The organism is Allorhizobium sp. NPDC080224 (genome assembly GCF_050281005.1).
Classification (GTDB): domain Bacteria; phylum Pseudomonadota; class Alphaproteobacteria; order Rhizobiales; family Rhizobiaceae; genus Allorhizobium.
In genome coordinates this window covers 669,610-694,787 of the sequence record NZ_JBNNWJ010000001.1, presented here as the reverse complement: position 1 = coordinate 694,787, position 25,178 = coordinate 669,610, and the positions used below count along the sequence as shown (strand labels likewise).

At 61.2% G+C, this 25,178-nt stretch carries 22 protein-coding genes; 11 read left to right on the top strand and 11 right to left on the bottom strand.

The features are described 5' to 3' along the window. Positions 1 to 32 precede the first annotated feature (32 nt). Positions 33 to 275 (top strand): DUF6460 domain-containing protein, encoded by a 243-nt coding sequence (locus ACQKP1_RS03390; RefSeq protein ID WP_427274187.1) that lies wholly within the window; start codon positions 33 to 35, stop codon positions 273 to 275. Positions 276 to 293: 18 nt separating this feature from the next. Here the strand turns inward: ACQKP1_RS03390 and ACQKP1_RS03385 are convergent, their stop codons facing one another. The 5 genes from ACQKP1_RS03385 to ACQKP1_RS03365 form a co-directional block, all read right to left on the bottom strand. After that, positions 294 to 1,115: an ABC transporter permease gene (locus tag ACQKP1_RS03385; RefSeq protein WP_427274186.1), complete on the bottom strand. Its 822-nt coding sequence runs from the start codon at positions 1,113 to 1,115 to the stop codon at positions 294 to 296. Positions 1,116 to 1,125: 10 nt separating this feature from the next. Further along, positions 1,126 to 2,031: an ABC transporter permease subunit gene (locus ACQKP1_RS03380; protein WP_427274185.1), complete on the bottom strand. Its 906-nt coding sequence runs from the start codon at positions 2,029 to 2,031 to the stop codon at positions 1,126 to 1,128. A 10-nt stretch (positions 2,032 to 2,041) separates the two neighbouring features. Continuing rightward, complete coding sequence (locus ACQKP1_RS03375) at positions 2,042 to 3,196, bottom strand: ABC transporter ATP-binding protein (protein ID WP_427274184.1); 1,155 nt, start codon at positions 3,194 to 3,196, stop codon at positions 2,042 to 2,044. 83 nt (positions 3,197 to 3,279) lie between these two features. Further along, a complete protein-coding gene (locus ACQKP1_RS03370) occupies positions 3,280 to 4,380 on the bottom strand; it encodes a polyamine ABC transporter substrate-binding protein (protein WP_427274183.1) in 1,101 nt (366 codons plus the stop codon). Between the two features lie 138 nt (positions 4,381 to 4,518). Further along, entirely contained in the window at positions 4,519 to 5,946 is a 1,428-nt protein-coding gene (locus tag ACQKP1_RS03365) for a helix-turn-helix domain-containing protein (RefSeq protein ID WP_427274182.1), read from the bottom strand. A 241-nt stretch (positions 5,947 to 6,187) separates the two neighbouring features. On the opposite strand from ACQKP1_RS03365, the gene aceA reads away from it, so the two are divergent. Together aceA and ACQKP1_RS03355 are read left to right on the top strand one after the other, a co-directional pair. Continuing rightward, the gene (aceA, locus tag ACQKP1_RS03360) at positions 6,188 to 7,477 is read left to right on the top strand and encodes an isocitrate lyase (protein ID WP_006726416.1); all 1,290 of its coding nucleotides are present in this window, start codon (positions 6,188 to 6,190) and stop codon (positions 7,475 to 7,477) included. 162 nt (positions 7,478 to 7,639) lie between these two features. Then, positions 7,640 to 7,888, top strand: coding sequence for a hypothetical protein (locus ACQKP1_RS03355; protein ID WP_006726415.1), 249 nt, complete (start codon positions 7,640 to 7,642; stop codon positions 7,886 to 7,888). A 113-nt stretch (positions 7,889 to 8,001) separates the two neighbouring features. On the opposite strand, the gene ACQKP1_RS03350 is transcribed toward ACQKP1_RS03355, so the two are convergent. Further along, complete coding sequence (locus ACQKP1_RS03350; RefSeq protein ID WP_427274181.1) at positions 8,002 to 8,877, bottom strand: LysR family transcriptional regulator; 876 nt, start codon at positions 8,875 to 8,877, stop codon at positions 8,002 to 8,004. Between the two features lie 89 nt (positions 8,878 to 8,966). On the opposite strand from ACQKP1_RS03350, the gene ACQKP1_RS03345 reads away from it, so the two are divergent. After that, the gene (locus ACQKP1_RS03345; RefSeq protein ID WP_427274180.1) at positions 8,967 to 9,191 is read left to right on the top strand and encodes a hypothetical protein; all 225 of its coding nucleotides are present in this window, start codon (positions 8,967 to 8,969) and stop codon (positions 9,189 to 9,191) included. A gap of 54 nt (positions 9,192 to 9,245) precedes the next feature. On the opposite strand, the gene ACQKP1_RS03340 is transcribed toward ACQKP1_RS03345, so the two are convergent. From ACQKP1_RS03340 to ACQKP1_RS03330, 3 genes are all read right to left on the bottom strand, one after another. Beyond that, the gene (locus ACQKP1_RS03340; protein ID WP_427274179.1) at positions 9,246 to 11,774 is read right to left on the bottom strand and encodes a methyl-accepting chemotaxis protein; all 2,529 of its coding nucleotides are present in this window, start codon (positions 11,772 to 11,774) and stop codon (positions 9,246 to 9,248) included. Between the two features lie 280 nt (positions 11,775 to 12,054). Then, positions 12,055 to 12,204, bottom strand: a complete 150-nt coding sequence (locus tag ACQKP1_RS03335; RefSeq protein ID WP_427274178.1) for a hypothetical protein — start codon at positions 12,202 to 12,204, stop codon at positions 12,055 to 12,057. Between the two features lie 175 nt (positions 12,205 to 12,379). After that, entirely contained in the window at positions 12,380 to 13,561 is a 1,182-nt protein-coding gene (locus ACQKP1_RS03330) for an NAD(P)/FAD-dependent oxidoreductase (RefSeq protein WP_427274177.1), read from the bottom strand. A gap of 122 nt (positions 13,562 to 13,683) precedes the next feature. Here ACQKP1_RS03330 and ACQKP1_RS03325 point away from each other — a divergent pair, with 122 nt between their 5' ends. From ACQKP1_RS03325 to ACQKP1_RS03300, 6 genes are all read left to right on the top strand, one after another. Next, the gene (locus tag ACQKP1_RS03325) at positions 13,684 to 15,120 is read left to right on the top strand and encodes a glutamine synthetase family protein (protein ID WP_427274176.1); all 1,437 of its coding nucleotides are present in this window, start codon (positions 13,684 to 13,686) and stop codon (positions 15,118 to 15,120) included. A 13-nt stretch (positions 15,121 to 15,133) separates the two neighbouring features. Further along, positions 15,134 to 16,420: an NAD(P)/FAD-dependent oxidoreductase gene (locus tag ACQKP1_RS03320; protein WP_427274175.1), complete on the top strand. Its 1,287-nt coding sequence runs from the start codon at positions 15,134 to 15,136 to the stop codon at positions 16,418 to 16,420. 184 nt (positions 16,421 to 16,604) lie between these two features. Next, positions 16,605 to 18,077: a glucose-6-phosphate dehydrogenase gene (gene zwf, locus ACQKP1_RS03315; protein WP_427274174.1), complete on the top strand. Its 1,473-nt coding sequence runs from the start codon at positions 16,605 to 16,607 to the stop codon at positions 18,075 to 18,077. A gap of 11 nt (positions 18,078 to 18,088) precedes the next feature. Then, on the top strand, positions 18,089 to 18,787 hold the full coding sequence (pgl, locus tag ACQKP1_RS03310; RefSeq protein ID WP_427274173.1) for a 6-phosphogluconolactonase: 699 nt from the start codon (positions 18,089 to 18,091) through the stop codon (positions 18,785 to 18,787). Between the two features lie 126 nt (positions 18,788 to 18,913). After that, a complete protein-coding gene (gene edd, locus ACQKP1_RS03305) occupies positions 18,914 to 20,731 on the top strand; it encodes a phosphogluconate dehydratase (protein WP_427274172.1) in 1,818 nt (605 codons plus the stop codon). Positions 20,732 to 21,006: 275 nt separating this feature from the next. Continuing rightward, positions 21,007 to 22,803: a methyl-accepting chemotaxis protein gene (locus ACQKP1_RS03300; protein WP_427274171.1), complete on the top strand. Its 1,797-nt coding sequence runs from the start codon at positions 21,007 to 21,009 to the stop codon at positions 22,801 to 22,803. Positions 22,804 to 22,846: 43 nt separating this feature from the next. On the opposite strand, the gene ACQKP1_RS03295 is transcribed toward ACQKP1_RS03300, so the two are convergent. Together ACQKP1_RS03295 and ACQKP1_RS03290 are read right to left on the bottom strand one after the other, a co-directional pair. Beyond that, a complete protein-coding gene (locus ACQKP1_RS03295) occupies positions 22,847 to 23,551 on the bottom strand; it encodes an anti-sigma factor (RefSeq protein WP_203019734.1) in 705 nt (234 codons plus the stop codon). Continuing rightward, a complete protein-coding gene (locus ACQKP1_RS03290) occupies positions 23,548 to 24,099 on the bottom strand; it encodes a sigma-70 family RNA polymerase sigma factor (RefSeq protein WP_040300158.1) in 552 nt (183 codons plus the stop codon). Before ACQKP1_RS03290 ends, ACQKP1_RS03295 begins: the two co-directional genes overlap by 4 nt. Positions 24,100 to 24,362: 263 nt before the next feature. On the opposite strand from ACQKP1_RS03290, the gene ACQKP1_RS03285 reads away from it, so the two are divergent. Continuing rightward, positions 24,363 to 25,148, top strand: coding sequence for a DUF4394 domain-containing protein (locus ACQKP1_RS03285; RefSeq protein ID WP_427274170.1), 786 nt, complete (start codon positions 24,363 to 24,365; stop codon positions 25,146 to 25,148). Positions 25,149 to 25,178 lie beyond the last annotated feature (30 nt).

The window sequence follows — 25,178 nt, the reverse complement described above, 5'->3', positions numbered from 1 at the left end:
GAATGGACGAATCACAGGTTGGGGGACGGCTGGTGCACACAGTGCTGTCGGGTTTTCTGAAACTGGCTCTGGCCTCGTTGCTGGCCGGCAGCCTGTTGTCCATCTTCGGCATAACGCCGAGATCGGTCATGGACTTCCTGGGGGTGACGGCTGACGAGTTGCACAATGGCATGGTCTTGGCCTTCGCCTGGGCAGCACCCCGCATGCTGATGGGAGCCGTGGTCATCCTGCCAATCTGGCTGGTCACCTATATCCTGATGCCGCCGCGGGGCTGACGAAGAACCTCTAAGCGGTCATGCCAGTGTGCCTCGCGCGGCGACATGTTCGTCGCGCTGTCGTTGGAGCTCACGCTGTTTCGTCCCGATGGAGGCAATGATGACGCCGATCGTGACGATGCCGATCAGGATGGTGCAGATGGCGTTGATCTCGGGCGTTACGCCGAGGCGAACCTGCGAGTAGATCTTGATCGGCAGCGTCGTGGCGCCCGGCCCGGTGGTGAAGCTTGCGATGACGAGATCATCCAGCGAAAGCGTGAAGGCGAGCATCCAGCCGGAGATGACGGCGGGCAGGATCAGCGGCAGGGTCACCTTGAAGAAGGTCTTGACCGGCGGGCAGCCGAGGTCCTGTGCGGCCTCTTCCAGGCTCATGTCGAAGGTGAGGAGACGCGACTGCACGACGATTGCCACATAACACATGGTGAAGGTCGTGTGGGCGATGACGACGGTCATCAGGCCGCGATCAACGCCGATCGCAACGAAGAGAAGGAGGAGCGACAGACCGGTGATCACCTCGGGCATGACCAGCGGTGCATAGACCATGCCGGAGAACAGCAGGCGCCCCTTGAAGCGCGTGTAGCGAACGAGTGTGAGGGCGGCGAGCGTGCCGAGCACCGTCCCGAGCGTGGCACTCAAGAGACCGACCTGAAGCGTGACCCAGGCGGCGCTCATCAGGCCGGCATTGCGCCACATCTCGCCATACCACTTGAGCGAAAAGCCGCCCCAGACCGTCACCAGCTTCGACTCGTTGAAGGAGTAGATCACCAGGATCAGGATCGGGATGTAGAGAAACGCGAAGCCGAGCGTGAGGATGGTCGCATCGAATTTTGCGGGTTTCATCGTCGCGCCCTCACACTTTCTGCTGCTGGTTCTGGAAGATCGCGATGGGCACGACCAGAATGAGCAGGAGCAGGACTGCGACGGCGGAAGCCAGCGGCCAGTCGCGGTTGCCGAAGAATTCGGTCCACAGCGTCTTGCCGATCATCAGCGTATCAGCACCGCCAAGCAGATCGGGGATGACGAATTCGCCCGTAATCGGGATGAAGCAGATCATCGAGCCGGCGACGACGCCGGGGATCGACAGGGGGAAGGTGATTTTCCAGAACGCCTTCCAGGGTGGGCAACCGAGATCGCTTGCAGCCTCGAGCAGCGTAGCGTCCATTTTTTCCAGTGCAGCATAGAGCGGCAGCACCATGAAGGGCAGATAGGAATAGACGATGCCAATGAACACGGCGATCTCGGTGCGGAAGATCTGGACCTGGCTGCCTTCGTCCATCAGGCCGAGCGATTGCAGAAGTACGGTCAGCAGCCCCTCCGGCTTCAGGATGCCGATCCAGGCATAGACGCGGATCAGAAACGAGGTCCAGAAGGGCAGGATGACCAGCATGACAAGCGTCGGGCGAATGCTGACGGAAGCACGCGCCATGGCAAGCGCCATGGGATAACCGATCAGAAGCAGCAGAAAGGTCGAGATCAGCGCGATGCGGAGCGACGAAACATAGGCGTTGAAATAGAGAGAGTCTTCCGTAAGGAAGACATAGTTCTCGAAATCCAGCTGCGAGATGAAATCGCCGATCGCTGCGAAGCCTTCCAGGACCGGCGTATAGGGCGGCATGGCGATCGCCGTGTCGGACAGCGAAATCTTCACGATGATCAGGAAGGGCGTCAGGAAGAAGAGCACCATCCACAGATAGGGAATGATGACGACCAGCCATTTGGCCAATCCTGGCTTCGAGGGAGCGACGGTATCGGCCATTCTTGCCCCCTCAGCGTGTCAAAACAAGGCCGGCATCCGCCGACCAGGACAGCCAGACCATGTCGCCGAAGGTGATCGGGCGATCGACGAGACGCGAGACATTGGCCTGAGCGGCGCGGAACATTCGGCCATCGTCAAGGCGGACGATGAAGACCGAGAAATCGCCGAGATAGCCGATGTCCCAGACCTCGCCATGCAGAGCATTTGCCACCGCACCTTCCGGCTGGGTGGTGGAGATGCGCACCTTTTCGGGACGGATGGCAAAGGCGACGGCGTCGCCCTTGTTCGCCTCGCAAGCCTGCTCGACGGTAATTTTCACACCATCGCTATCGATGCGGACAAGGTCTTCGGTCCCCTGGCTTTCCTTGGATTCAAGCCTGGCCTCAAGAATGTTGATGTCACCGATGAAGTCCGCCACGTAGCGGGAATTCGGCGCCTCATAGATCTCGGCCGGCGTCGCCACCTGGACGAGGATACCCTTGTCCATGACCGCGATGCGGTCCGAGACAGTCATCGCCTCTTCCTGGTCGTGGGTGACGATCAGAAAGGTGAGGCCGAGCTTGGTCTGAATGTCCATGAGCTCGAACTGGGTTTCTTCGCGCAGCTTGCGATCGAGAGCGCCGAGCGGTTCGTCGAGCAGCAGGACCTTCGGACGCTTGGCGAGCGAGCGCGCGAGTGCCACACGCTGGCGCTGACCACCGGAGAGCTGGTTGGGCTTGCGCTTGGCAAACTGGTCGAGCTTGACCAGCTTCAGCATTTCCTGGACGCGGGCCTCGATCTCGCCCTTAGGCAGATTGTCCTGTTCGAGACCGAAGGCGATGTTCTTTTCCACCGACATATGCGGGAAGAGCGCGTAAGACTGGAACATCATGTTGGTCGGGCGCTTGTAGGGCGGCACGCCTGAGAGGTCCTGTCCCTGCAGGAGGATGCGACCGGAGGTCGGCTCTTCGAAGCCGGCCAGCATGCGCATCAGCGTGGTCTTGCCGCAGCCGGACGGGCCAAGCAGCGAGAAGAATTCGCGCTCATAGATATCGAGGCTGAGATCATCGACGGCGACGAAATCGCCGAAGCGCTTCGTGACGTTTTCAAAACGGATGAATGGAACGGCATCCGGATCGGTCCAAGGAGAAAATTTACGCTTAACAGGCCCCAGTGTCTTCGCCATTATCCGATCCCAGCCGTCTGCTTGTTGCCCCTACACCTAAGCAATTCGCCGGGCGTTTGTGGCGCCCGGCGAATGGTCTTTCATCAGCGACCGGTCTTTATCTGTGTCCAGACCCGGTTCAGCACGCGTTGTTCACGCGGCCCGTAAGGCGAAATCGTGAAGAGCTTGGCCATGACCTCTTCCGGCGGATAGACGGCCGGATTGTCCTTGACCTCAGGATCAAGCAACTCCTTCGACGCCAGATTGCCATTGGCATACTGGACGTAGTTGGACGCCTTGGCGATGATATCAGGGCGCATCAGGAAGTTGATGAATTCGTGGGCTTCGGCGACATTCTTGGCATCTGCCGGGATCGCCATGTTGTCGAACCACATGTAGGTGCCTTCCTTCGGGATCACGTAGTTGATCTCGACACCGTTATTGGCCTCTTCCGCACGTGCCTTCGCCTGGAGAATATCGCCCGACCAGCCGATCGTCATGCAGATGTCGCCATTCGCCAAGTCATCGATATAGGCGGAGGAATTGAAGGTGCGGACCGAGGGGCGGATATTCATATAGACTTCGCCGCCGGCCTCGAGGTCAGCCGATTCCTTGCTGTCCGGGTCCTTGCCGATGTAGTTCATCGCGATCGCGAAGGTCTCATCCGACGCGTCGAGGATGTTGACGCCGCAGGACTTCAGCTTCTCGGCATTCTCCGGCTTGAAGATCGCATCCCAGCTATCGACGGTGAAGTCGGCACCGAGCGCTTCCTTGACCTTGGCCACATTGTAACCGATGCCGGTCGTGCCCCACATGTAATTCACGGCATATTCGTTGCCGGGGTCGTATTTTGCGAGGCGCTCGGAGACCATCGGCCAGAGGTTCTGCAGGTTGGTGAGCTTGGACTTGTCGAGCTTCTGGAAGACGCCGGCCTGGATCTGGCGCGCCAGGAACGGCGCCGTCGGGACAACGACATCGTAACCGGAGCCGCCGGCGAGCAGCTTGGTCTCGAGCAATTCGTTGGAATCGAAAACGTCGTAGACAACCTTGATGCCGGTTTCCTTGGTGAAATCGGCAAGAACGGACTCGTCGATATAGTCGGACCAATTGTAGACGTTGACGACGCGTTCCTGCGCCTGGACAGCCGATGCGATGAAGATCGTCGCCAGGGCCACTGACGCCGTACGAATGAAATGAGCCTTCATTTTTTCTCCTGTTCCAGCCTTGGGGAGCGGAGAGCCCCCTATGCCATTCCCGTTATTTTTTAAGAGACTAGAAAGGAATTGGACGAGCCACAAGCGAAATTCTTCGCAGTCGCGAATGCTTTATCGGGTGTATCAGTTTCATTGGAAATCGAAGGCAGAGAGCCCCGTGACCATCTCGTCGAGACCAAGCGGACGGGTGAGCGGCGGCTCGGCGCGCGCCAGACAGCCTGACCTTTCGCACAACCGACAGGCGGGGCCGATGGCGATTGCCGGCTGCGAACGATCGGGCAAGGCGGCGGCATAGGCCACCTCTTCACGGCTTGCGGCATCGCAGCCGACCAAGAGTGCCGTGCGTCTGATACGTTCGCCAAAACCGGCCTGCGGACCTTCGAGTGTGCGCGAAATCGTCACGAAGCCACTGCCATCCGGCATCTCCACCTGCTCGACCAGCACCTGCCCCGGCTGGGCAAACGCAGCGTGGACATTGAGCTTTGGACAGCCCCCGCCGAATTTCGCCTGCGGGAAGCCTGTCGCACCGGCGCGGCGGAAGCGGTTTCCGGCATTGTCGATTTCCATCATGAAGAAGGGCACGCCTGTCGCGCCCGGGCGCTGCAGCATGGTCAGGCGGTTGGCGGCCTGCTCGAAGGACACATTGAAACGCGCACGCAGCACGTCGATGTCGTAGCGGGCGCGGAACGCGGCCGAGAGGAAGGCGCCGTAGGGCATCATCAGCGCATGCGCCGTGTATCGCGCCAGTTCGAAACGGGCGATCCGGCGCGCCTCACCGGAAGACAGCTCCAGCGCATCGAGCTCCGCCTGGACAAGGTCGCTCAGCGCCAGCAGCACGACCTCCATCGCCACTTCGCGCAACTGGTCGAAGGGTGACAGCCGCTCGGAGAGGAATAGACGCATGGAATGGCGGTCGTATCGGCGGCGCAGCGACGGCATGGTCTGAACCGGCAATGCACGGACCACGATGCCATGGGTGGAGCGCAGCCAGGCCTTGAGGGCAACGGCGAGATCATCACCGGGCGCGAGGCCCAGACCCGCATGGAAGGTCTCGGCGGCTTCATCGAGACGCCCGAAATAGTTGGGGCGACGCTCGAAAACTTCTCTCACCTCATCGATCGGCAGGCGGGCCCCCGACAGAGAGGTTTCGTGTCCCTCTCGGGCCAAGAGATCGGCTAGGTCGGAAAGGCGGGCCGCCTGCTCACGATAGGCGCGGTAGAGCTTGACGATGCCGCTCGCAGCATTGGGCGCGGCTTCCGCCACTTCGATCAGCTCCTGATCGCCGGGCAGTTCGCCCGACAGCAAGGGATCGGCAAAGACCTCGCGCAGCTGGCTCGTCGATCCACCGGCCTCACCCTGCAGCTCGTCGAGATCGACCTTGTAAACAGATGCCAGCTTCAAGAGCAGCTGGACCGTAAGCGGCCGCTGATTGCGTTCGATGAGATTGAGATAGGACGGCGAGATTTCCAGCGCCTCGGCCATGGCCGTCTGGGTGAGGCCAAGGCCGTTTCTGATACGACGGACGCGCGGGCCTGCAAAAATCTTGCGCTCTGCCAATTTACAGCTCCTTTACAAGATTAGACGGGCCAGGCTCGCGCCGGCGCATTGACTACTTTTACAAATTTACATGGATCTTCTGTCAAAGACAAGACAGCCTAACCTCTTTCATCTCGTTGTTTTATCGAATTTTCTGGTCGTATTTTGCAGTGCGGTGTAAATCTAGTCACATCAGAAGCGGCCAAGCAGCACTCCGAAATCCGGTTGCCTCCGCTTCCTGCAGTGAACAGGGAGACCCGACATGACTGAATTTTACAATCTTATTCCGAATGCCCCCAAGGGCCGCTATGACGGCATTGATCGCCCCTACACTGCAGCCGACGTACAGCGCCTGCGCGGCTCGGTCGAGATCAAGTATACGCTCGCTGAAATGGGCGCCAACCGCCTGTGGCAGCTGATCAACGAAGAGCCCTTCGTCAACGCACTCGGCGCGCTCTCCGGCAATCAGGCCATGCAGATGGTTCGCGCCGGCCTCAAGGCCATCTATCTGTCCGGCTGGCAGGTCGCAGCCGACGCCAATACGGCTTCGGCCATGTATCCCGACCAGTCGCTCTATCCGGCGAATGCCGCTCCGGAGCTTGCCAAGCGCATCAACCGCACACTGCAGCGCGCCGACCAGATCGAAACCCAGGAAGGCAAGGGCCTGTCGGTCGACACCTGGTTCGCGCCGATCGTCGCCGACGCGGAAGCCGGCTTCGGCGGACCGTTGAACGCCTTCGAGATCATGAAGGCCTTCATCGAAGCCGGCGCCGCGGGCGTACACTTCGAGGACCAGCTCGCATCGGAAAAGAAGTGCGGCCATCTGGGCGGCAAGGTTCTGATCCCGACCGCTGCCCATATCCGCAACCTGACGGCTGCCCGTCTCGCCGCAGACATCATGGGGGTCCCGACGCTGATCGTTGCCCGGACCGATGCGGAAGCTGCCAAGCTTCTGACCTCCGACATCGATGAGCGCGACCAGCCCTTCGTCGACTATGATGCCGGCCGCACGGCGGAGGGTTTCTATCAGGTGAAGAACGGCATCGAACCCTGCATTGCCCGTGCAATCGCCTATGCGCCCTATTGCGACATGATCTGGATGGAGACCGGCAAGCCGGATCTCGAACAGGCCCGCAAGTTCGCAGAGGCCGTGCACAAGGTCCATCCGGGCAAGAAGCTCGCCTATAACTGCTCGCCTTCGTTCAACTGGAAGAAGAACCTGGACGACGCCACGATCGCGAAGTTCCAGCGGGAACTCGGTGCCATGGGCTACAAGTTCCAGTTCATCACGCTTGCCGGCTTCCACCAGCTGAACTTCGGCATGTTCGAACTGGCGCGCGGCTACAAGGATCGCCAGATGGCCGCCTATTCGGAGCTGCAGGAGGCGGAATTCGCGGCTGAGGTCAATGGTTACACCGCGACCAAGCACCAGCGCGAAGTCGGCACCGGTTACTTCGACGCCGTCTCGCTCGCCATCACCGCCGGCCAGTCCTCGACGACCGCGATGAAGGAATCGACCGAAACCGAGCAGTTCAAGCCGGCTGCTGAGTAAAGATCGCACCCTCCCCTTGAGGCGGAGGGTCGGCACGCAGTGCCGGGGTGGGGTGACCACCGCAGTCATCAGAGGTTCACCCCCACCCGCAGCTACGCTACGACCGCCCCCCTCAAGGGGGAGGTGACTTCAAGAACCCCCAACACCAAGAGGAGAAATGCCATGACACCCCAGACCCGAGTCAAGGAACGCGCCGAAGAACAGTCCTCGGCCATGAGCGCCGATCAGCAGGCGATGATCCGCATGCTGGCCAACGACCTGCACCGCCTCAACCATTCGATCATGAAGGCCGTTGATGCCGGCGTATCGGTCGAACTCGTCCGCTCCGCCCGCCATCACGGCGGCGACGGCAACTGGGGTGATCTGCTGATCCCCGTCATCGTGACCCAGGGCAGCCATCAGGCCGCCTGAGCAACCAGACATCCCCCGTCCGGCCCCTGACCTCCGGACCGGTTCCCGCACGATGATCGCCTCTGGGGAGGAGTGCCGGTCGTCGTGCGGGTCTTTTCGTTGTGACACCGAGATCAGCCGCTGGTGCTCGGCCGCCTGCCCGCCAGAATGTCCCGATGGGATTTAAGAAGCCTGGCCAGCCGATCGGCGACAGCGCGAATGTCGCTTCGATGACGATCGTCACTGTTCATGACGATCCACTGGCGATGGCGAAGCTCCGGGATCTCCTCGCCGACCCGCTCGAGCGTCGGATCCAGATCACCGACGAAGCAGGGAAGCACGCCGACACCGGCCCCTGCCCTCACCAGATCCCTTAGGGAGCGCGGGCGATTGACCGTCGCGACGATGCGCTCGGGCGCGTGCTGGCGCGGCCAGCGCAGATAGGCAGAGACGGCATTCTCGTCATCAACCGCGACCCAGGGCTCTGGCCCCATCCATTGCCTGTTGCGTGCCTTATAGGCGGCATAGGCGACCTCACCTGCGGGGATCGCAGCGAGGTTCGGTTCTTCAGGTTCAAAGGCGCGGATGCCGATGTCGCTCTCTCGATGTGACAGCCTGGCGCGCTGCTCGGCGACATGCAGGTCGATGCGGAACTCGTCGCGCGGGGTGCGGATAACCGTCATGTTCTGGCAAAGCAGCCAGGCGATCCAGGTGCCGAGACTGATGCGGACCAGGGACTGGCCGGCCTTGCCACGTCGCCACTCCTCCACCCGCCTGCTGCCGACTTCGAGTTCAAGGAGATGTTCGAGAAGCTGGCTGCCATCGCTGGTCAGACGATAACCGGTCTGACTGCGAAGGAAGAGCTCCCGGCCCAGAGCATGCTCGAGCTCGACCATACGCCGGCCGAGCGTGGCTGCACTCAGCCCTGTTGCTTCCGCGGCGGCCGAAAGTCCGCCATGCCGCGCAACGGCCAGGAATAATTGATAGGCGTCCCAGGTGATGTCTTTCATAGATGAAAGACATAGCACGATCCTGAGTGTGTTTGCGTCCAAAAATGAGGGATAAAAGAGAAGACGGCATCAACACCAGGAGATCCGTCATGCACGAAGTTTATGCAGCCCTTGCCATCGCCGCGCTGAAACAGGAACGAGGGCAGAAAGACAAGCTGTCCGAAGACGAATTTTATGCGCAGTACAGCGAAGCACCGTGGGTACGTCTTCGGCGCCTCGTTCGAAAAGTGCGCCAAAATCTGGCGCGCGGGGCCGACAAACCGGTCGATCGCGAGACCGATCCGGGCAAGTGTTGTCGTCTGGCCGAGGCCTGATGCGAAAAAGCCCGGCGCGAAGACCGGGCTTTTTCGTTTGTCGAAGCCGGGACCTCAGGCTGCGCGGTCGACAGACCGCTGACGATCAGCCTCGATGCGGAACTGCTGGAGCAGATCGCGAAGTGCATCGGTCTGGGCCGAGAGATCCTGTGTGGCGGCGGTCGCTTCCTCAACCATAGCAGCATTCTGCTGGGTCATCTGGTCCATGCGGCCGACGGCACCATTGACCTCCTGCAGCGCGCCAGACTGCTCGCTACTCGTCTCGGCGATCTTCTCGATATGCTCGCTGATCATCGCGATCTGGCCGCCGATGCGCGAGAGCACAGTGCCCGTCTGCTGGACATGGGTGGAGCCGTTCGCCACCTCTTCGGCAGAACGGTTGATGAGGGCCTTGATTTCCTTCGCGGCACCCGCCGAGCGTTGCGCGAGTTCGCGCACTTCCTGAGCGACGACGGCAAAGCCCTTGCCGGCCTCACCGGCGCGGGCAGCTTCTACGCCGGCGTTGAGAGCCAGCAGGTTCGTCTGGAAGGCGATCTCGTCGATGACGCCGATGATGTTGGAGATCTGACGCGAGGCCTCCTCGATACGGCCCATGGCGGAAATCGCGCTGCCAACGACGACAGCGGATTCGTCGGCATTCTTCTTCGCTTCACGCACGACGCCGTTCACCATTTCGGCGCGTTCCGAGGAAGAACGGACGGCTGCGGTGATCTCATCGACCGCGGCTGCGGTCTCCTCAAGCGAGGCTGCCTGCTGCTCGGTGCGACGGGCGAGATCGAGTGCGGACTGGGCCATCTGGCGGCCATTGTTCTGGATCTGGTCGACGTTGCCGGAGATCTGATGCATCGTATCGCGAAGACGCGACAGCGACAGGTTGAAGTCGTTTCGAAGCTGTTCCAGGCGTCCGTGGAAACGGCCTTCGATCTCGAAGGAGATATCGCCATTGGCAAGGCGTTCCAGCGCCTGAGCGAGCTTGCCGACAGCATGCTCGATCTCCCGGTCCAGCGCCTGCTTTTCCTCGTCGTTGCGACGACGCTCGGCTTCCGCTTCCATCTGCTCGCGCTGCCGCTCGGATTCGATTTCGAGCTTGGTGCGGGCGTTGGTCTTGAAGACGGCGAGCGCGCGGGCCATGGCACCGATCTCGTCACCGCGTTTGTCGCCGGCAATACCGGCGTCGAGATCACCTTCAGCAAGGCGCTGCATGGTTGTGGTGATGCGGGTGATCGGACGCTGCAGGGTCAGCACCAGCGCGATACCGCCAATGACGGCGAGCATGACGCCAGCGATCATGGTGCCGATCGACAGGCGGTTCGCTTCCTGGCGTTCGGTGCCGGCAACATCTTTCTGCAGGTCAGCAAAGGAGGTGAGCGACGCCCAGATGGCATCCATCGTGCGGCTCGCCTGATCGAAGCTCGCGATGCGGTCGGCGCTGGTCTTCACGAGCGCTTCGGTATCGGCGGTGAGCGAGGCAAGCAGCGGCGTGATGGCTGCCGTCAGGCTGTCGTAGAAGGATTTGTCGGCGATGCTGCCGCCGAGAACGGCAAGGTTGTCGCCGATCAGCTTGATCTGGCGAAGGATCGGTTCGCGGGTCTTGTCGTCCTTCACATTGAGGAAGGTGGCGGTCATGATGCGCAGATCATAGACATCGGCGATCAGGGTGCGGCTGCCGACGAGAACATCGGCCGCCTGTACGGCGCCGGTCTCGACAGCGGCGAATTTCTGCACGGACTCGGCATATTTGACGGCGGCACCGGCGCTGAGCGTCGCTTCGAAGCCGCGGAAGCCGGAAATGATCGAGCCGACGGAACGGCCGTTCTCAAGGCTCATGTCGCCGGTCGCGACCTTCGCCTTGATCTCGTTGATCGAAGCCAGGAGGGCCTTGCCCATGTCCCTGCTTTCAGCGGGCAGAGCATTGGCAATCTTGCGCTGGGTCTTCACCAGTTCAGGCAATTGTTTCTGCAGGTAGGGGAATTGCTCTTCCGGAATACCGGCGGAGAAGAAGCCCTTGAAGACCTCAGAGAGGTGCTTGGCGCCGGAAGACAGGCGCTCGGCCTCCTTGAGCGCACCCTTCGCATCATTTTCACCACCGACGACGGCACGCTGCAGTTTCTGCGCCTCGTCCGATACGCGAATCTGCTGCGCCATCAGGCCCGTCAGGTGATCCTGGATCGACGTCGCCAGCTTCACCTCTGCCTCGTGCAGTTGCCAGAGCGCATCGACCTTCTCGTTGACAGCCCCCGTGCCGGCAATCGCCTCATCGAGGAAGTTACGACCCATGCCGTCTACGCCGATTTCGGAGATGTTCTGCGTGAGTGTCGACTGCTGGGACGCCAACTGGTTCAACACGGTACTGCGCGTTTCTTCCGAGGTCTGATCGAGGAAGTGGGTCATGGCGGCGTTGACGTTGCGGAAGCCGTTTAGCGACCGCATCGTGCCGTTGGAAATTTCCATGCGCTGTTGCAGGAGGCCGGATGCGTAGAGGCCCATGAGACCGACTGCGGTGATCGACAGGACGAAGGGCAGCACGAAGGCAATCACCTTGGTCGATATCGAAAAGCGCGACAGTATTTGATCGATCAACATTGTTCCTCCAAACGAAAACGGCATCAAAGCGGCGCCGCAACCTAAAAAAATGGCGGCTCTGACTGTCGTCTTCGCCGTCTTTGCTCCTACCCAGTCAGAACAGTTGCAGTAAAAGTCTCAAGACGGAGTTAAGGCCAAAGGCTGCCATCCCGAAGCGGGACAGAGATCGTTGATCGAGAAAAAGCTCGCCCGCCAAAGGCTATGGGCGTCAAAGAGTGGCCATCGTCAAACCGCTGCAAAGCGGCTTGCTGCCACTGAAAGGGAGGACCGTCGAGGTGCCCTAGCCGAGGAGACCGAAGGCAAGCGCAGCAAGGGCGCTTGCGGCATAGAGGCAGATAATGCTGACTTGGCGCAAAGAGGCGCGCTCTTCGTCACGGCTGCTCGTGACGGCAATGGCGATGGCACGGGGCTTGCGGGTCTCATGTTTCATGGGGCGCGGTCCTTGATGCGGCCAGGGAAGGTCATGCCCTTGCGGGGCCTTAAGCCGGCCAGACCTCATGTCGCGATATTAGAGCATATCGCACCGGCATTCAGGCAGGATGACCGACGCATGTTAACAAGCCCTGAATTACAGGTATAAGCTTGTCCGGAGCGTGAGACTTTGCTTAGACGGACTCGCCAACCGCATGGCCGGAGGCCCAGGCCCACTGGAAGTTATAGCCCCCGAGCCAGCCGGTAACGTCGACGCATTCACCGATGAAATAGAGCCCGGGCACGGTTTTTGTCTGCATGCTACGGCTGTCGAGTGCGTCGGTATCCACGCCGCCGAGGGTGACTTCTGCCGTCCGGTAGCCTTCCGATCCGGCAGGCTTGATCGGCCAGCGGCGAATGCGTTCGGCGAGAGAGAGAAGCGCCTTGTCTTGCAGGTCGGCGAGCGGCCGTTCCAGCTTCGCAGTCTCGGCGAGATATTGCGAAAGCCGCTTGGGCAAATGTTGGGCCAGCACCGTCTGAACCTGCTGGCGGCCGTTTTCGCGCTTTGCCGCTTTCAGGAGTTCGGCGAAATTCGTCTCGGGGCGCAGGGAAAGCAGGATCTCTTCCCCTTCCCGCCAATAGCTCGAGATCTGCAGGATGGACGGACCGGACAGTCCGCGATGGGTAAAGAGAAGTGCCTCGCGGAAGCGGGTCTTGCCGCAAGAGACGTCCGCATCGACGGCGACGCCAGAGAGTTCCGACAATTCACCCAAGAGATTGGGTTCGAGCGTGAGCGGAACGAGGGCTGGACGTGTTTCCGTCACTGGCAGGCAGAACTGCTCGGCAATGCGATAAGCAAAACCCGTCGCGCCCATCTTGGGGATCGACTTGCCGCCACAGGCGATAACCAGACTATCCGTGACAATCGGGCCTTCGCTGGTGGTGAGGCGGAAACCGTCCAGTCCCTTCTCCAATTCGGAGATCTCACACGAGAGCTTCAGATCGACATGCACCGCACGCATCTCTTCGAGCAGCATGCGGATGATGTCTTTCGCGCTGTCATCGCAGAACAGCTGGCCGAGGGTCTTTTCGTGCCAGGCGATCTTGTGCCGGTCGACCATGGCAACGAAGTCTGATGGTGTGTAGCGGGCAAGCGCCGACTTGGCGAAATGCGGGTTCTGCGAAATGTAGTTCTTCGGCGTGGCATGGATATTGGTGAAGTTGCATCGCCCGCCGCCTGAGATGCGGATCTTCTCACCCGGGGCCTTGGCGTGGTCGAGGACGATGACGGATTTGCCACGCCGGCCGGCGGTGAAGGCCGCCATCATGCCGGCGGCACCCGCTCCGATGATCGCGACGTCGTACTTCCTGGCCATGCTGCTGCTCCCGGGGATCTGCCGTCTGTCTCGACAAACTTCTGATCAAAGTCAACGCGTGCCGCTGGCCAAAGGCCAAAGTCTGGCTATGATGACCAGCATCAACAACCAACCGGTGAGACATGCCCGCGAAGAAATCCATGATGAGATCCCACAGTGCTCCTTCCAAGAAGGCGGTGATCCCGCCGGATCCCGGATCCAAGCGCGGCGTCTCGAACTGGAAGGAAGCGGCGACCTGGCTCCGGGCACGCGGCATCGAGGACATCGAATGCATTACGCCCGATCTCGCCGGCGTTCCGCGCGGCAAGATGATGCCGTCGTCGAAGTTCACATCAAACACCTCGCTTGCGCTCCCCTCGGCGCTCTACCGTCATACGATCTCGGGCGAGTATCCTGACGAGACGGAGAATTTCCGTTACGAGCCGCGCGACAGCGATCTGAAGCTCCTGCCGGATCTTTCGACGCTTTCGGTCGTGCCGTGGGAAAGCGATCCGACCGCACAGGTCATCTGCGACATCGTCAATGTCGGCGGAGAAAACGTCTCCTACGCGCCCCGCAACGTCTTGAAGAACGTACTGCGCCTTTACGAGGAAAGGGGCTGGAAGCCGGTCGTTGCGCCGGAAATCGAGTTCTACCTCGTGGCCATGAACGACGACCCCGACTATCCGCTGCATCCGCCGAAGGGCCGCTCCGGTCGCTCGATCATCGGTGGCCAGGGGTATTCGATCGCCGCGATCAACGAGTTCGACGAGTTGATCGACGATATCTATCACTTCTCGGAAAAACAGGGGCTGGAGATCGACACCTTGATCCACGAGGAAGGTCCGGCCCAGCTCGAAATCAACCTGCGCCACGGCAATCCGATCGAACTTGCCGACCAGGTCTTCATGTTCAAGCGCACGATCCGCGAAGCAGCGCTGAAGCACGGCATTTATGCAACCTTCATGGCCAAGCCGATGCAGGGGCAGCCGGGGTCAGCGATGCACATCCACCAGTCGGTGGTCGACATCAAGACCGGCAAGAACGTCTTTTCCAATCCCGACGGCTCTGCCTCGCCTGAGTTCTTCCACTTCATCGGCGGCATGCAGAAGTATGTGCCGAGTTCGCTTGTCATGCTGGCGCCTTACGTCAATTCCTATCGTCGCCTGACGCCCGACATGGCGGCCCCCGTCAACAATGCCTGGGGCTATGACAACCGCACCACGGCATTTCGCGTGCCGGTCTCGGACGCTGCTGCACGGCGCGTCGAGAACCGACTGCCGAGTTCGGATGCCAATCCCTATCTCGCTTTGGCGGCATCGCTCGCTTGCGGCTATCTCGGCATCGTCAAAGAGATCGAACCGACGGCGGCGGCCGAGGGCTCGGAGAATGAAGGCTCTGTTGATCTTCCTCGCGGTCTGCTGGAAGCGGTCGCTCTGCTGGAAGGCGAACCTGATTTCACCGAGGTCTTCGGTTCGGAATTCGTCGGGCTCTATGCCGGCGTGAAACGCGGCGAGTTCGAAACCTTCATGCAGGTGATCAGCCCGTGGGAACGCGAATTCCTTCTTCTCAACGTGTGAGGGAGGCAAACCCATGGCATGGCAAAGCCCGATCGCGCCGGGGATCTCCTGGTATCAGGATAGTGTGGGCGAGCGGCCGGAATATCCGGCCCTCGACGGTTCCACCTCTGCAGACGTCGCCATCATCGGCGGCGGCTTTACCGGCCTGCAGGCGGCCTTCAACCTTGCGCGCCTTGGCGTATCCGTCATCCTGATCGAGGGCAGCCGCTTCGGCGATGGCGCGTCCGGCCGCAACGGTGGTCAGCTTGGTACCGGTCAGCGCGCCTGGCCAGGCGAAATCGAGGCGGAGCTCGGCTTCGAGCGATCAAAGGCACTGTTCGACCTGGCGGAAAATGCCAAGCGCTATCTGCTCGACTTTGCCGAACAGCACGGCATCGACATCGAATACATGCCCGGCCAGTTGAACGTGGCGCATAAGCGCGGCTGGGAATCGGATTATCGGCACGATGCCGAGATCATGGCTGTGCGTTACGGCTATCCGCATATATCCTTCATGGACCGGGAAGAGACCCATGAGCGTGTCGGCTCGACGCGGTATCATTACGGGGTGCGCGATACCGGCACGGGCCATATCCATCCGCTGAAGCTGCTTGTCGGCCTCGCACGCGTGGCCCATCAGGCCGGCGCCAGGATCCACGAGATGACGCCAGCGAGTGCCATTCGCCAGGAAGGCGGCAAGACACTCATCGATACGGCGCGCGGCACGATCACCGCCGATCGGCTGTTGATCGCGACCAATGCCTATATCGGCAACCTGGAGCCGGTGACGGCATCGCATGTGATGCCGATCCGCTCCTTCATCGGGGCGACGGAACCGCTGAGCAAATTCCCGCAGGTGCTCAAGGGCTCCGAGGCCGTGGCCGACAGTCGCTTTGTGGTGCGCTACTTCCGCAAGAGCCGCGACGGACGGCTGCTGTTCGGCGGGCGCGAGGCCTATACCGCCGACAGTCCCCGCGACATCTCGACCCATATCCGCCGGCAGATCGCCGAGATCTATCCCGATCTCAACAATATCGAGATTACCCATGGCTGGGGTGGCTCGGTCGGCATCACCCTCCCGCGCAAGCCTTTTGCCCGGGATGTGATGCCTGGCGTGACATCGCTCGCCGGCTATTCCGGGCATGGCGTGATGCTGTCGAACTACTGCGGCAAGATGTATGCCGACATGGTGGCCGGCAATGCCCGTGAGCTCGACGTGCTCAAAGACCTGAAAATCCCGCCCTTCCCCGGTGGCGCCAGCCTGCGCAAGCCGCTGCTGTTCCTCGCGCTGACCTGGTATGCGCTTCGGGACCGTTTCTGACACCTGGGTGCCACTTGCCGGTGCCGTTCATACAGGGTGCCGGCAGGTGAGTTTGATTGTCGCAGAACACGCTTTGTTCATCCTGCTGGCGGCATGCAAAGACAATTTCCGCCGGGCCGGGGTGGCTTTTTTAAATCGATTAGATTAGAACCTGTCCAACGAATTTGCCGAACGAGAGATGCGCATGAGCAGCCAGATCATCCCCGTTGAACCCTTTGACTACGTCGTCTTCGGCGGCACCGGCGACTTGGCCGAGCGCAAGCTTTTGCCTGCCTTGTTCCACCGTCAGCTGGCCGGCCAGCTGACGGAGCCGACCCGCATCATCGGTGCTTCGCGCACGGCGATGACGCATGACGAATATCGCAAGTTCACTCTGGAGGCCCTGCAGGAGCACCTGAAGGCCGAAGAGCTGGAAGAGAGCGAAGTCGCGAAGTTTCTCGACCGCGTCCATTACGTCTCTGTCGATGCCAAGTCGGACCAGGGCTGGGAAGATCTGAAGAAGCTGCTCGACCAGGGCAAGGATATCGTGCGGGCCTTCTATCTCGCCGTGTCCCCGTCGATCTTCGGCGACATTGCCGACAAGATCCGCGACCACAAGCTGATTACCAAGTCGACCCGCATCGTCGTTGAAAAGCCGATCGGTCGCGATCTCGCTTCGGCGCAGATACTCAACGACACGATCGGCAAGGTGTTCAAGGAAGATCAGATCTTCCGTATCGACCACTATCTCGGCAAGGAGACGGTGCAGAACCTGATGGCGTTGCGCTTCGCCAACGCACTTTACGAGCCGCTGTGGAATTCCGCCCATATCGACCATGTGCAGATCACGGTCGCCGAATCCGTCGGCCTCGAAGGTCGCGTCACCTATTACGATAAGGCCGGCGCACTGCGTGACATGGTGCAGAACCATATCCTGCAGCTCCTCTGCTTGGTCGCCATGGAAGCTCCCTCCTCGCTCGACGCGGAAGCCGTGCGCGACGAGAAGCTCAAGGTGCTGCGCTCGCTGAAGCCGATCACGCCGAACAATGTCGAGAAGCTGACCGTGCGCGGCCAGTACCGCGCGGGCGCTTCCGCCGGTGGCGCCGTCAACGGATACCAGGAAGAACTCGGAGCGACGTCGGACACGGAAACCTTCGTCGCGATCAAGGCCGAGATCAACAACTGGCGCTGGGCGGGCGTGCCTTTCTACCTCAGAACCGGCAAGCGTCTGGCAACGCGCATGTCGGAGATCGTCATCACCTTCAAGCCGATCCCGCATTCGATCTTCGGCGACGCGGCTGGCCGCATCGAGGCCAACAAGCTCGTCATCCGCCTGCAGCCGGACGAAGGCGTGAAGCAGTGGCTGATGATCAAGGATCCGGGCCCGGGCGGCATGCGCCTGCGCCATGTGTCGCTCGACATGAGCTTTGCCCAGGCCTTCGACGTGCGCAATCCGGATGCATACGAACGCCTGCTGATGGACGTCATCCGTTCGAACCAGACGCTGTTCATGCGCCGCGATGAAGTCGAGGCAGCATGGAACTGGTGCGATCCGATCCTGAAATCCTGGGAAGAAATCGGCCAGAAGGCGCAGGGCTACACGTCCGGCACCTGGGGGCCGAGCCAGGCCATTGCGCTGATCGAGCGTGACGGCCGCACCTGGCACGAGAACGACTGAGGCCGGGGCGGATGGCACATCACATGAAGACATTCGAGACAGGCGCGGCTCTTGCAGCCGGGCTTGCCGATGCCGTGGCTTCTGCGCTTTCCGGAGCGATCGCGAACAAGGGCGCGGCAACGCTTGCCGTCTCCGGTGGCTCGACGCCGAAGGCTTTCTTCGAGGCGCTGTCGACGCGGGCTCTCGATTGGCCGAAGGTCAAGATCACCCTGGTCGACGAGCGGTTCGTGGACGAAGACAATCCGCGCTCGAACCATCTGCTGGTCAAGACGCACCTCTTGAAGAACGAAGCGGCAGCGGCCGAGTTCGTGCCGCTCTATCGCCCCGAAGCGACCATTGAGGAAGCAGCGAAGACGGCATCGGGCATCGTGCCCGGCATGACCGAGCCCTTCGACGTCGCGATCCTCGGCATGGGGACCGACGGACACACAGCCTCCTTCTTTCCAGGCGGCGATCATCTGGATGCCGCGCTCGATCTCTCACAGCCGCGCCGCGTCATGACCATGGAAGCGCCGGGTGCTGGCGAAGCCCGCCTGACGCTGTCGTTTTCCGCGCTTCACGATGCAGACCTTCTGGTCGTGCATATCGAAGGGGCTGAAAAGAAAGCCGTACTGGACAAGGCATTGGCCGGCACGGACGAGAAAGACATGCCGATCAGGGCCGTTCTTGAACGGGCCCGGACGACGCCCGACATCTATTGGGCGCCCTGAGGGCACAGCCCTTGCCTGCCGAAGGTGTTCGGCAGGTTGATGCGCATATGACGAGTTTCCCGGCCGAGGAGGCCTTTGCGCGATGTGCGCCCTTAAGCGCCCGCGCCAGATGAGGAGCCATATCCGATGACTGCAGACAGCCGTATCGAAGCCATCACCAAGCGGATCGTCGAGCGTTCCAAGCCGACCCGCGAAGCCTATCTCGACCGCACGCGCCGGGCGATCTCCAAGGGCGTGCATCGCTCGACACTGTCCTGTGGCAACCTCGCCCATGGCTTCGCGGTCTGTTCGCCCAGGGACAAGGAAGCGTTGGCCGGCGACGTGGTGCCGAACCTTGGCATCATTACCGCCTATAACGACATGCTCTCGGCACACCAGCCCTTCGAGACCTATCCGGCACTGATCCGCCAGGCAGCATCCGAAGCCGGCGGCGTGGCACAGGTCGCGGGTGGTGTTCCCGCAATGTGCGACGGCGTAACCCAGGGCCAGCCCGGCATGGAGCTCTCGCTGTTCTCCCGCGACGCGATTGCGATGGCGGCGGGCATCGGCCTTTCTCACAACATGTTCGATGCGGCTGTCTATCTCGGCGTCTGCGATAAGATCGTGCCGGGCCTGATGATCGCGGCGCTGACCTTTGGTCACCTGCCGTCGATCTTCGTTCCGGCCGGACCGATGACCTCCGGCCTGCCGAACGACGAGAAATCGCGGATCCGCCAGCTCTATGCCGAAGGCAAGGTCGGTCGCGCGGAGCTCCTGGAAGCGGAATCCAAGTCCTATCATGGGCCGGGCACCTGCACCTTCTACGGCACGGCCAATTCCAACCAGATGCTGATGGAGATCATGGGCTTCCACCTGCCCGGCGCCTCCTTCATCAACCCGGGCACGCCACTGCGCGACGCCCTGACCAAGGAAGCGACCAAGAGGGCGCTGGCGATCACAGCACTCGGCAACGAGTTCACGCCGGCTGGCGAGATGATCGACGAACGCTCGATCGTCAACGGCGTTGTCGGCCTGCATGCGACCGGTGGCTCGACCAACCACACGATCCACCTGATCGCCATGGCGCGCGCAGGCGGCATCCAGCTCACCTGGCAGGACATCTCGGAGCTCTCGGACATCGTGCCGCTGCTCGCGCGCGTCTATCCGAACGGGCTTGCCGACGTGAACCATTTCCATGCCGCCGGTGGCATGGGCTTCCTGATCAAGCAACTGCTCAAGGCTGGCTACGTGCATGACGATGTGCGAACCGTCTATGGTCAGGGTCTCGCTGCCTATACGATCGACCCGAAGCTCGCCGACGACGGCACCGTCCATCGCGAGCCGGCCGCGGACGTGAGTGCCGATCCGAAGGTGCTGACAACGATCGACAAGCCTTTCCAGGCGAATGGCGGATTGAAGATGCTGACGGGAAATCTCGGCAAGGCGGTCATCAAGATTTCGGCCGTCAAGCCGGAGCGTCACGTTATCGAGGCCCCCGCAATCGTCTTCAACGATCAGCAGGAACTGCAGGACGCCTTCAAGGCCGGCAAGCTGGAGCGCGACTTCGTCGCGGTTGTCCGCTTCCAGGGACCGAAGGCGAATGGCATGCCGGAACTGCACCGCCTGACGCCACCGCTTGGCGTGTTGCAGGATCGCGGCTTCAAGGTCGCACTCGTGACCGACGGGCGCATGTCCGGTGCGTCGGGCAAGATACCGGCAGCGATCCATCTGACGCCCGAAGCCGTCGACGGTGGCGCGATCGCCAGGATCAAGGACGGCGACATGGTGCGGCTGGATGCTGTTGCCGGCACGCTCGAAGTTCTGGTCGATGCGGCAGAGTTCGACGCCCGACCGCTTGCCACCACCAATCTCGACGACAATGAGTTCGGCATGGGCCGTGAGCTGTTTGCCAGCTTCCGCCGGATCGCCGGACCTGCCGACCAGGGCGCAAGCGTCCTGTTCTAAGCGCCTCAATTCGTAGAATTAAGCTCAAGGGCCGCGAGTAATCGCGGCCTTTTGTCTATTCCGATTGACAGTTCTCGTGCGGCAGCGCCAACGCCACCGTTCATTTTAACAAATTCGACACTACTAATTTTGTATATCTTGGTACGGAAACAAACGCGATAACAACAAGTTATACAAACTCGACGATTCTGCGGCAGCACCTTCGCCCTTTGTCTACCTTTTGGATGCGCGGTCCGGTTTCTGAAGAAGGAAATTGGCCAAAGGACCAAGGCACTATGTTTGGACTGTCTACAAACAACCGCGCACAGCTTGAATCGCTTGAAGTCATTACCGCGAACATCATGATCGCGGACGAAAAGCTCAACATCCGCTACATGAACACCGCGACAAAGGCGATGTTGAAGGAAGCGGAAAGTGACCTGAAGAAAGAATTGCCGCGCTTCGACTTCGACAAGCTTATCGGCAGCAACATCGACATCTTCCACAAAGATCCCAGCCATCAGCGCAACATGCTGTCGAGCCTGAAGAATCAGCACAAGGCAACCATCTGGGTCGGCCACCGGGCTTTCGACCTGATCGTCACGCCGTTGAAGAATGGCGCCAAAACCACCGGCTTCGTCGTCGAATGGGCCAATGCCAAGGAACGGTTGCAGAATCTGGACTTCCAGAACCAGATGGAGGCCATCAGCCGTGTGCAGGCTATCATCGAATTCACGCCGCAAGGCGAAGTTGTTTCCGCCAATCAGAACTTCCTTGAAGCCCTCGGTTACCGAATGGACGAGATCAAGGGCAAGCAGCACAGTCTGTTTGTCGACCCCGAGTATGCGCGCAGCGCGGATTACCAAGAATTCTGGACGCAGTTGCGATCCGGCAAGTTCCAGGCCGCCGAGTTCACCCGATACGGCAAGGGCGGCAAGAAAGTCGTCATCAACGCGTCCTATAATCCGATCATGGATGATCGCGGCCGTGTGACCAAGGTGGTGAAATTCGCCACTGATGTGACCGAGCGTGTGCATGCCGTGGACACGATCGGCGACGCCCTCGGACGGATGGCCAAGGGTGATGTCAGTTTCACGATCGAACGCGCGTTCGCTCCGGATTTCGAAGCGCTTAGAACCAATCTGAACGACGCGGTTCTTCAGCTTGCGACTACCCTTGGCGCCGTGGCCCAATCCACCGACCAGATCGACAGCGGCAGCCGCGAAATCAGCTCAAGCGCGGAAGATCTTTCAAAGCGCACCGAGCAGCAGGCGGCCTCGCTCGAGGAGACGGCAGCGGCCCTCGACCAGATCACCGTCAACGTCAACAACGCCTCGAAGCGCGCCGAGGAGGCCCGTCACGCCACCCAGGCAGCGGATACGAGCGCAACCCGCTCCGGCCAGATCGTCGCCGAGGCCGTGGGGGCCATGGCCCGCATCGAGCAGTCGTCGAACCAGATCTCAAACATCATCGGGGTGATCGACGAGATCGCCTTCCAGACCAACCTTCTGGCGCTGAATGCCGGCGTCGAAGCGGCGCGCGCAGGCGAAGCCGGTAAGGGTTTTGCGGTCGTGGCACAGGAAGTGCGTGAACTCGCACAACGCTCGGCGCAGGCGGCGAAGGAGATCAAGGAACTGATCCGCAACTCGTCGGAAGAGGTGAAGAACGGCGTCAAGCTCGTCAGCGAGACCGGTGAGGCGTTGAAGACGATCCAGGACAATATCGTGGCGGTCAACGACCACATGCAGGCCATTGCGAGCTCGGCACGCGAGCAGGCAACCGGCCTCTCCGAGGTGAACTCGGCGGTCAACCAGATGGACCAGGTCACCCAGCAGAACGCTGCCATGGTGGAAGAGTCCAACGCAGCAAGCGCCACGCTCGCAACGGAGACACAGCGGCTTCGCCAGTTCATCTCCCGCTTTACCCTCGGCAGGCATTACACCGGCCAGCAGGGTGCGACCTCAGCATCCCATGGCGCTGTGCGCGCTCACACGCCGTCCAGCCCGGCAGCCGCACCCCGGCGCGCACCGGCACGCCCGGCGCAGACGCATGGAAATGCAGCACTCAAGCAGGACGAGTGGCAGGAGTTCTGAGCCTGACAAGCGTCGCGCCCGCATACCGGGCGCGACCCCACACTCATGGGCGCGGCACTTTCGCAAAGCCCTTGCCCAGGATCGGTCCTGTCGGCTTGCCCGTCGGTGATCCGCCCAGAGGCTCCACCGTGATCTCGTAAAGCTGCTCCTCGAGCGGCCCGGGAAGATCCGGCCCTGCGACGGTTGCCGTCCGCCAGCCATCGAGTACGCCGAGCGATACGGGCCCGGTATCACTAGACGGCAAGGTCCAGAGCTGCAGGGATCTGTCCTCGGCCACAGTCACATCCGTGAGCGGAACGACCCTCGCCGTGTCATTGCCGAAATCCTCGATCATCACGACCGGCTCACCCTGCTCATTCATCAGGACGGCAATCACCTGCGGCTCCGCCCGACCGAGCAGGGCGTAGGACAAGGCACCGACCAGCAGGAGCGAGGCGGCCGCGGCCGACAGACCGAAGCCTCGCCACCAGGAAAGGCTGTTGTCGTTGACCGCCGCTGGTGGCGCGGAACTCTTCGGTCGCTCCTGCGGACCGAGCTGTCGTTCTATCCTTGCCCAGAGATCGGGGGAGACGCTTGCGGTCGGGCCGACCAGGTCGAGTTCCAGAAACCGATCACGCGCAACGGCGACGGCACGGGCGAGGCTTTCGTCGCGTTCCATCTCGGTTTCGGTAGCGCGATGTTCATCCTCGTCCATCAATCCGAGGACATAGGCGTCGGCGCGTTCGGCGAGTGTGTGCCATGTGCTCATGCCATGCACTCCCTCAGCGCGACCAGCGATCGGCGGATCCAGGCCTTGGCGGTTCCCAGCGGCAATTTCAACCGACCGGCGATCTCGCCGTGGCTGTAACCCGAGACATAAGCCATCATGACCGTCTTCCGACGCAGTCCGTCGAGCCGTCCGAGACAGGCGCGCAAGCGACTTGCGGTGTCGAGCTGATCGAACAGATCGTGATAGAGAGCGTCAGCTCCCTCGTCCTGCAGTCGCTCAAGGCTGTCCGTCTCGGTCAGATCTTCCCGACCTCCATCCCGGAGCGCATTCAGCGAGCGTGATCGAACGATGGCGAAGATCCAGCCTCGTGCCGAGCCGCGGGATGGGTCGTACTGCCAGGCCTTGTTCCAAATCTGCAGGAAGGCCTCCTGGACGATCTCTTCCGCCAGATCGTGGCGCCGCAGGATCCGCTCAGCCACCGTGACCATGCGAGGCGCTTCGCTTTCGTAGATCAAGGCCAGGCCCTTGCGATCCCCTGCGGCACAGGCTTTCAGCGCCGCACCGAGCTTATCTTGCTCATTCTCCATCCAGCTTCCTTCCAAGAACCTGGGCGGAAAGTAGCTCACCCGTCTGATTTGGCAACCTGCACGACATGCACCCGCCGAAGAACTGCCACTCGTTATCGCCACGTCCATGAGTTTCTCCTTCATTTCAGAGACACGCGAGGACGATTTCTGGATGCAGAAGAAAAAAACTTCTGACGCCTGCATCCAATCGGCATCTGCCGCGTGTCTTGAGATCAGGAGGCACCAGACCGGTGTCGCCACCATGCAAACGGGAGAAGTTTTCCATGACCAGCATCCGTATCCTCAGCCTCGCAGCCGCAACCGCCCTTACGGCCTTCGGAGCGCAGGCCGCCCAGGTCGTCGGTCTCGCAGGCGACAAGACGCTCGTGATGTTCGACACTGCAAACCCCGCGATCAGCAAATCCATGGACGTCACCGGTGTTGATCGCCTGGTCGGCATCGATTATCGCCCGGCCAACCAGACCATCGTTGGCGTGACGGCGGACAACGTGATCGTCACCATCGATCCGGAAACAGGCGCGGCAACGGAACTCGCGAAAATGGACAAGCCGCTGACGATCGGCGATGCGCCTGTGGTCGTAAACTTCAACCCCGCCGCCGACCGGCTGCGCTACATGACCGGCACCACCAACCACCGCGTCCATCCCGACACCGGCGAAGTGACCGTGGACGGTAGCCTCGTTTTCGAGGAAGGCGACATGCACAAGGGCGAAACGCCGAACACCGTCGCTGCCGCCTATACGAATTCTGTCGGCAAGCCGGAAAAGACCGCGATGTACAACATCGACGCGACGATCGGCGCGCTCATCCAGCAGACTAAGCCGAATGACGGAACGCTGAAGGCGATCGGCAAGCTGGGTATCGAGGGCATGCCGACGACCTATGCCTTCGACATCGAAGCGGGAGCCGACGGCATGAACACTGCCTGGCTCGTTGCCGATAGCGCTCTTTACACGGTCAACCTGGAAACGGGCGCCGCGACAAAGGCCGGAGACATCACCGGCGCGCCTGCGCAGATCAAGTCGATCACCGTGATCCCGGCGATGTAAGCCAGACTTACAAGGGGCCTGCATCGACAG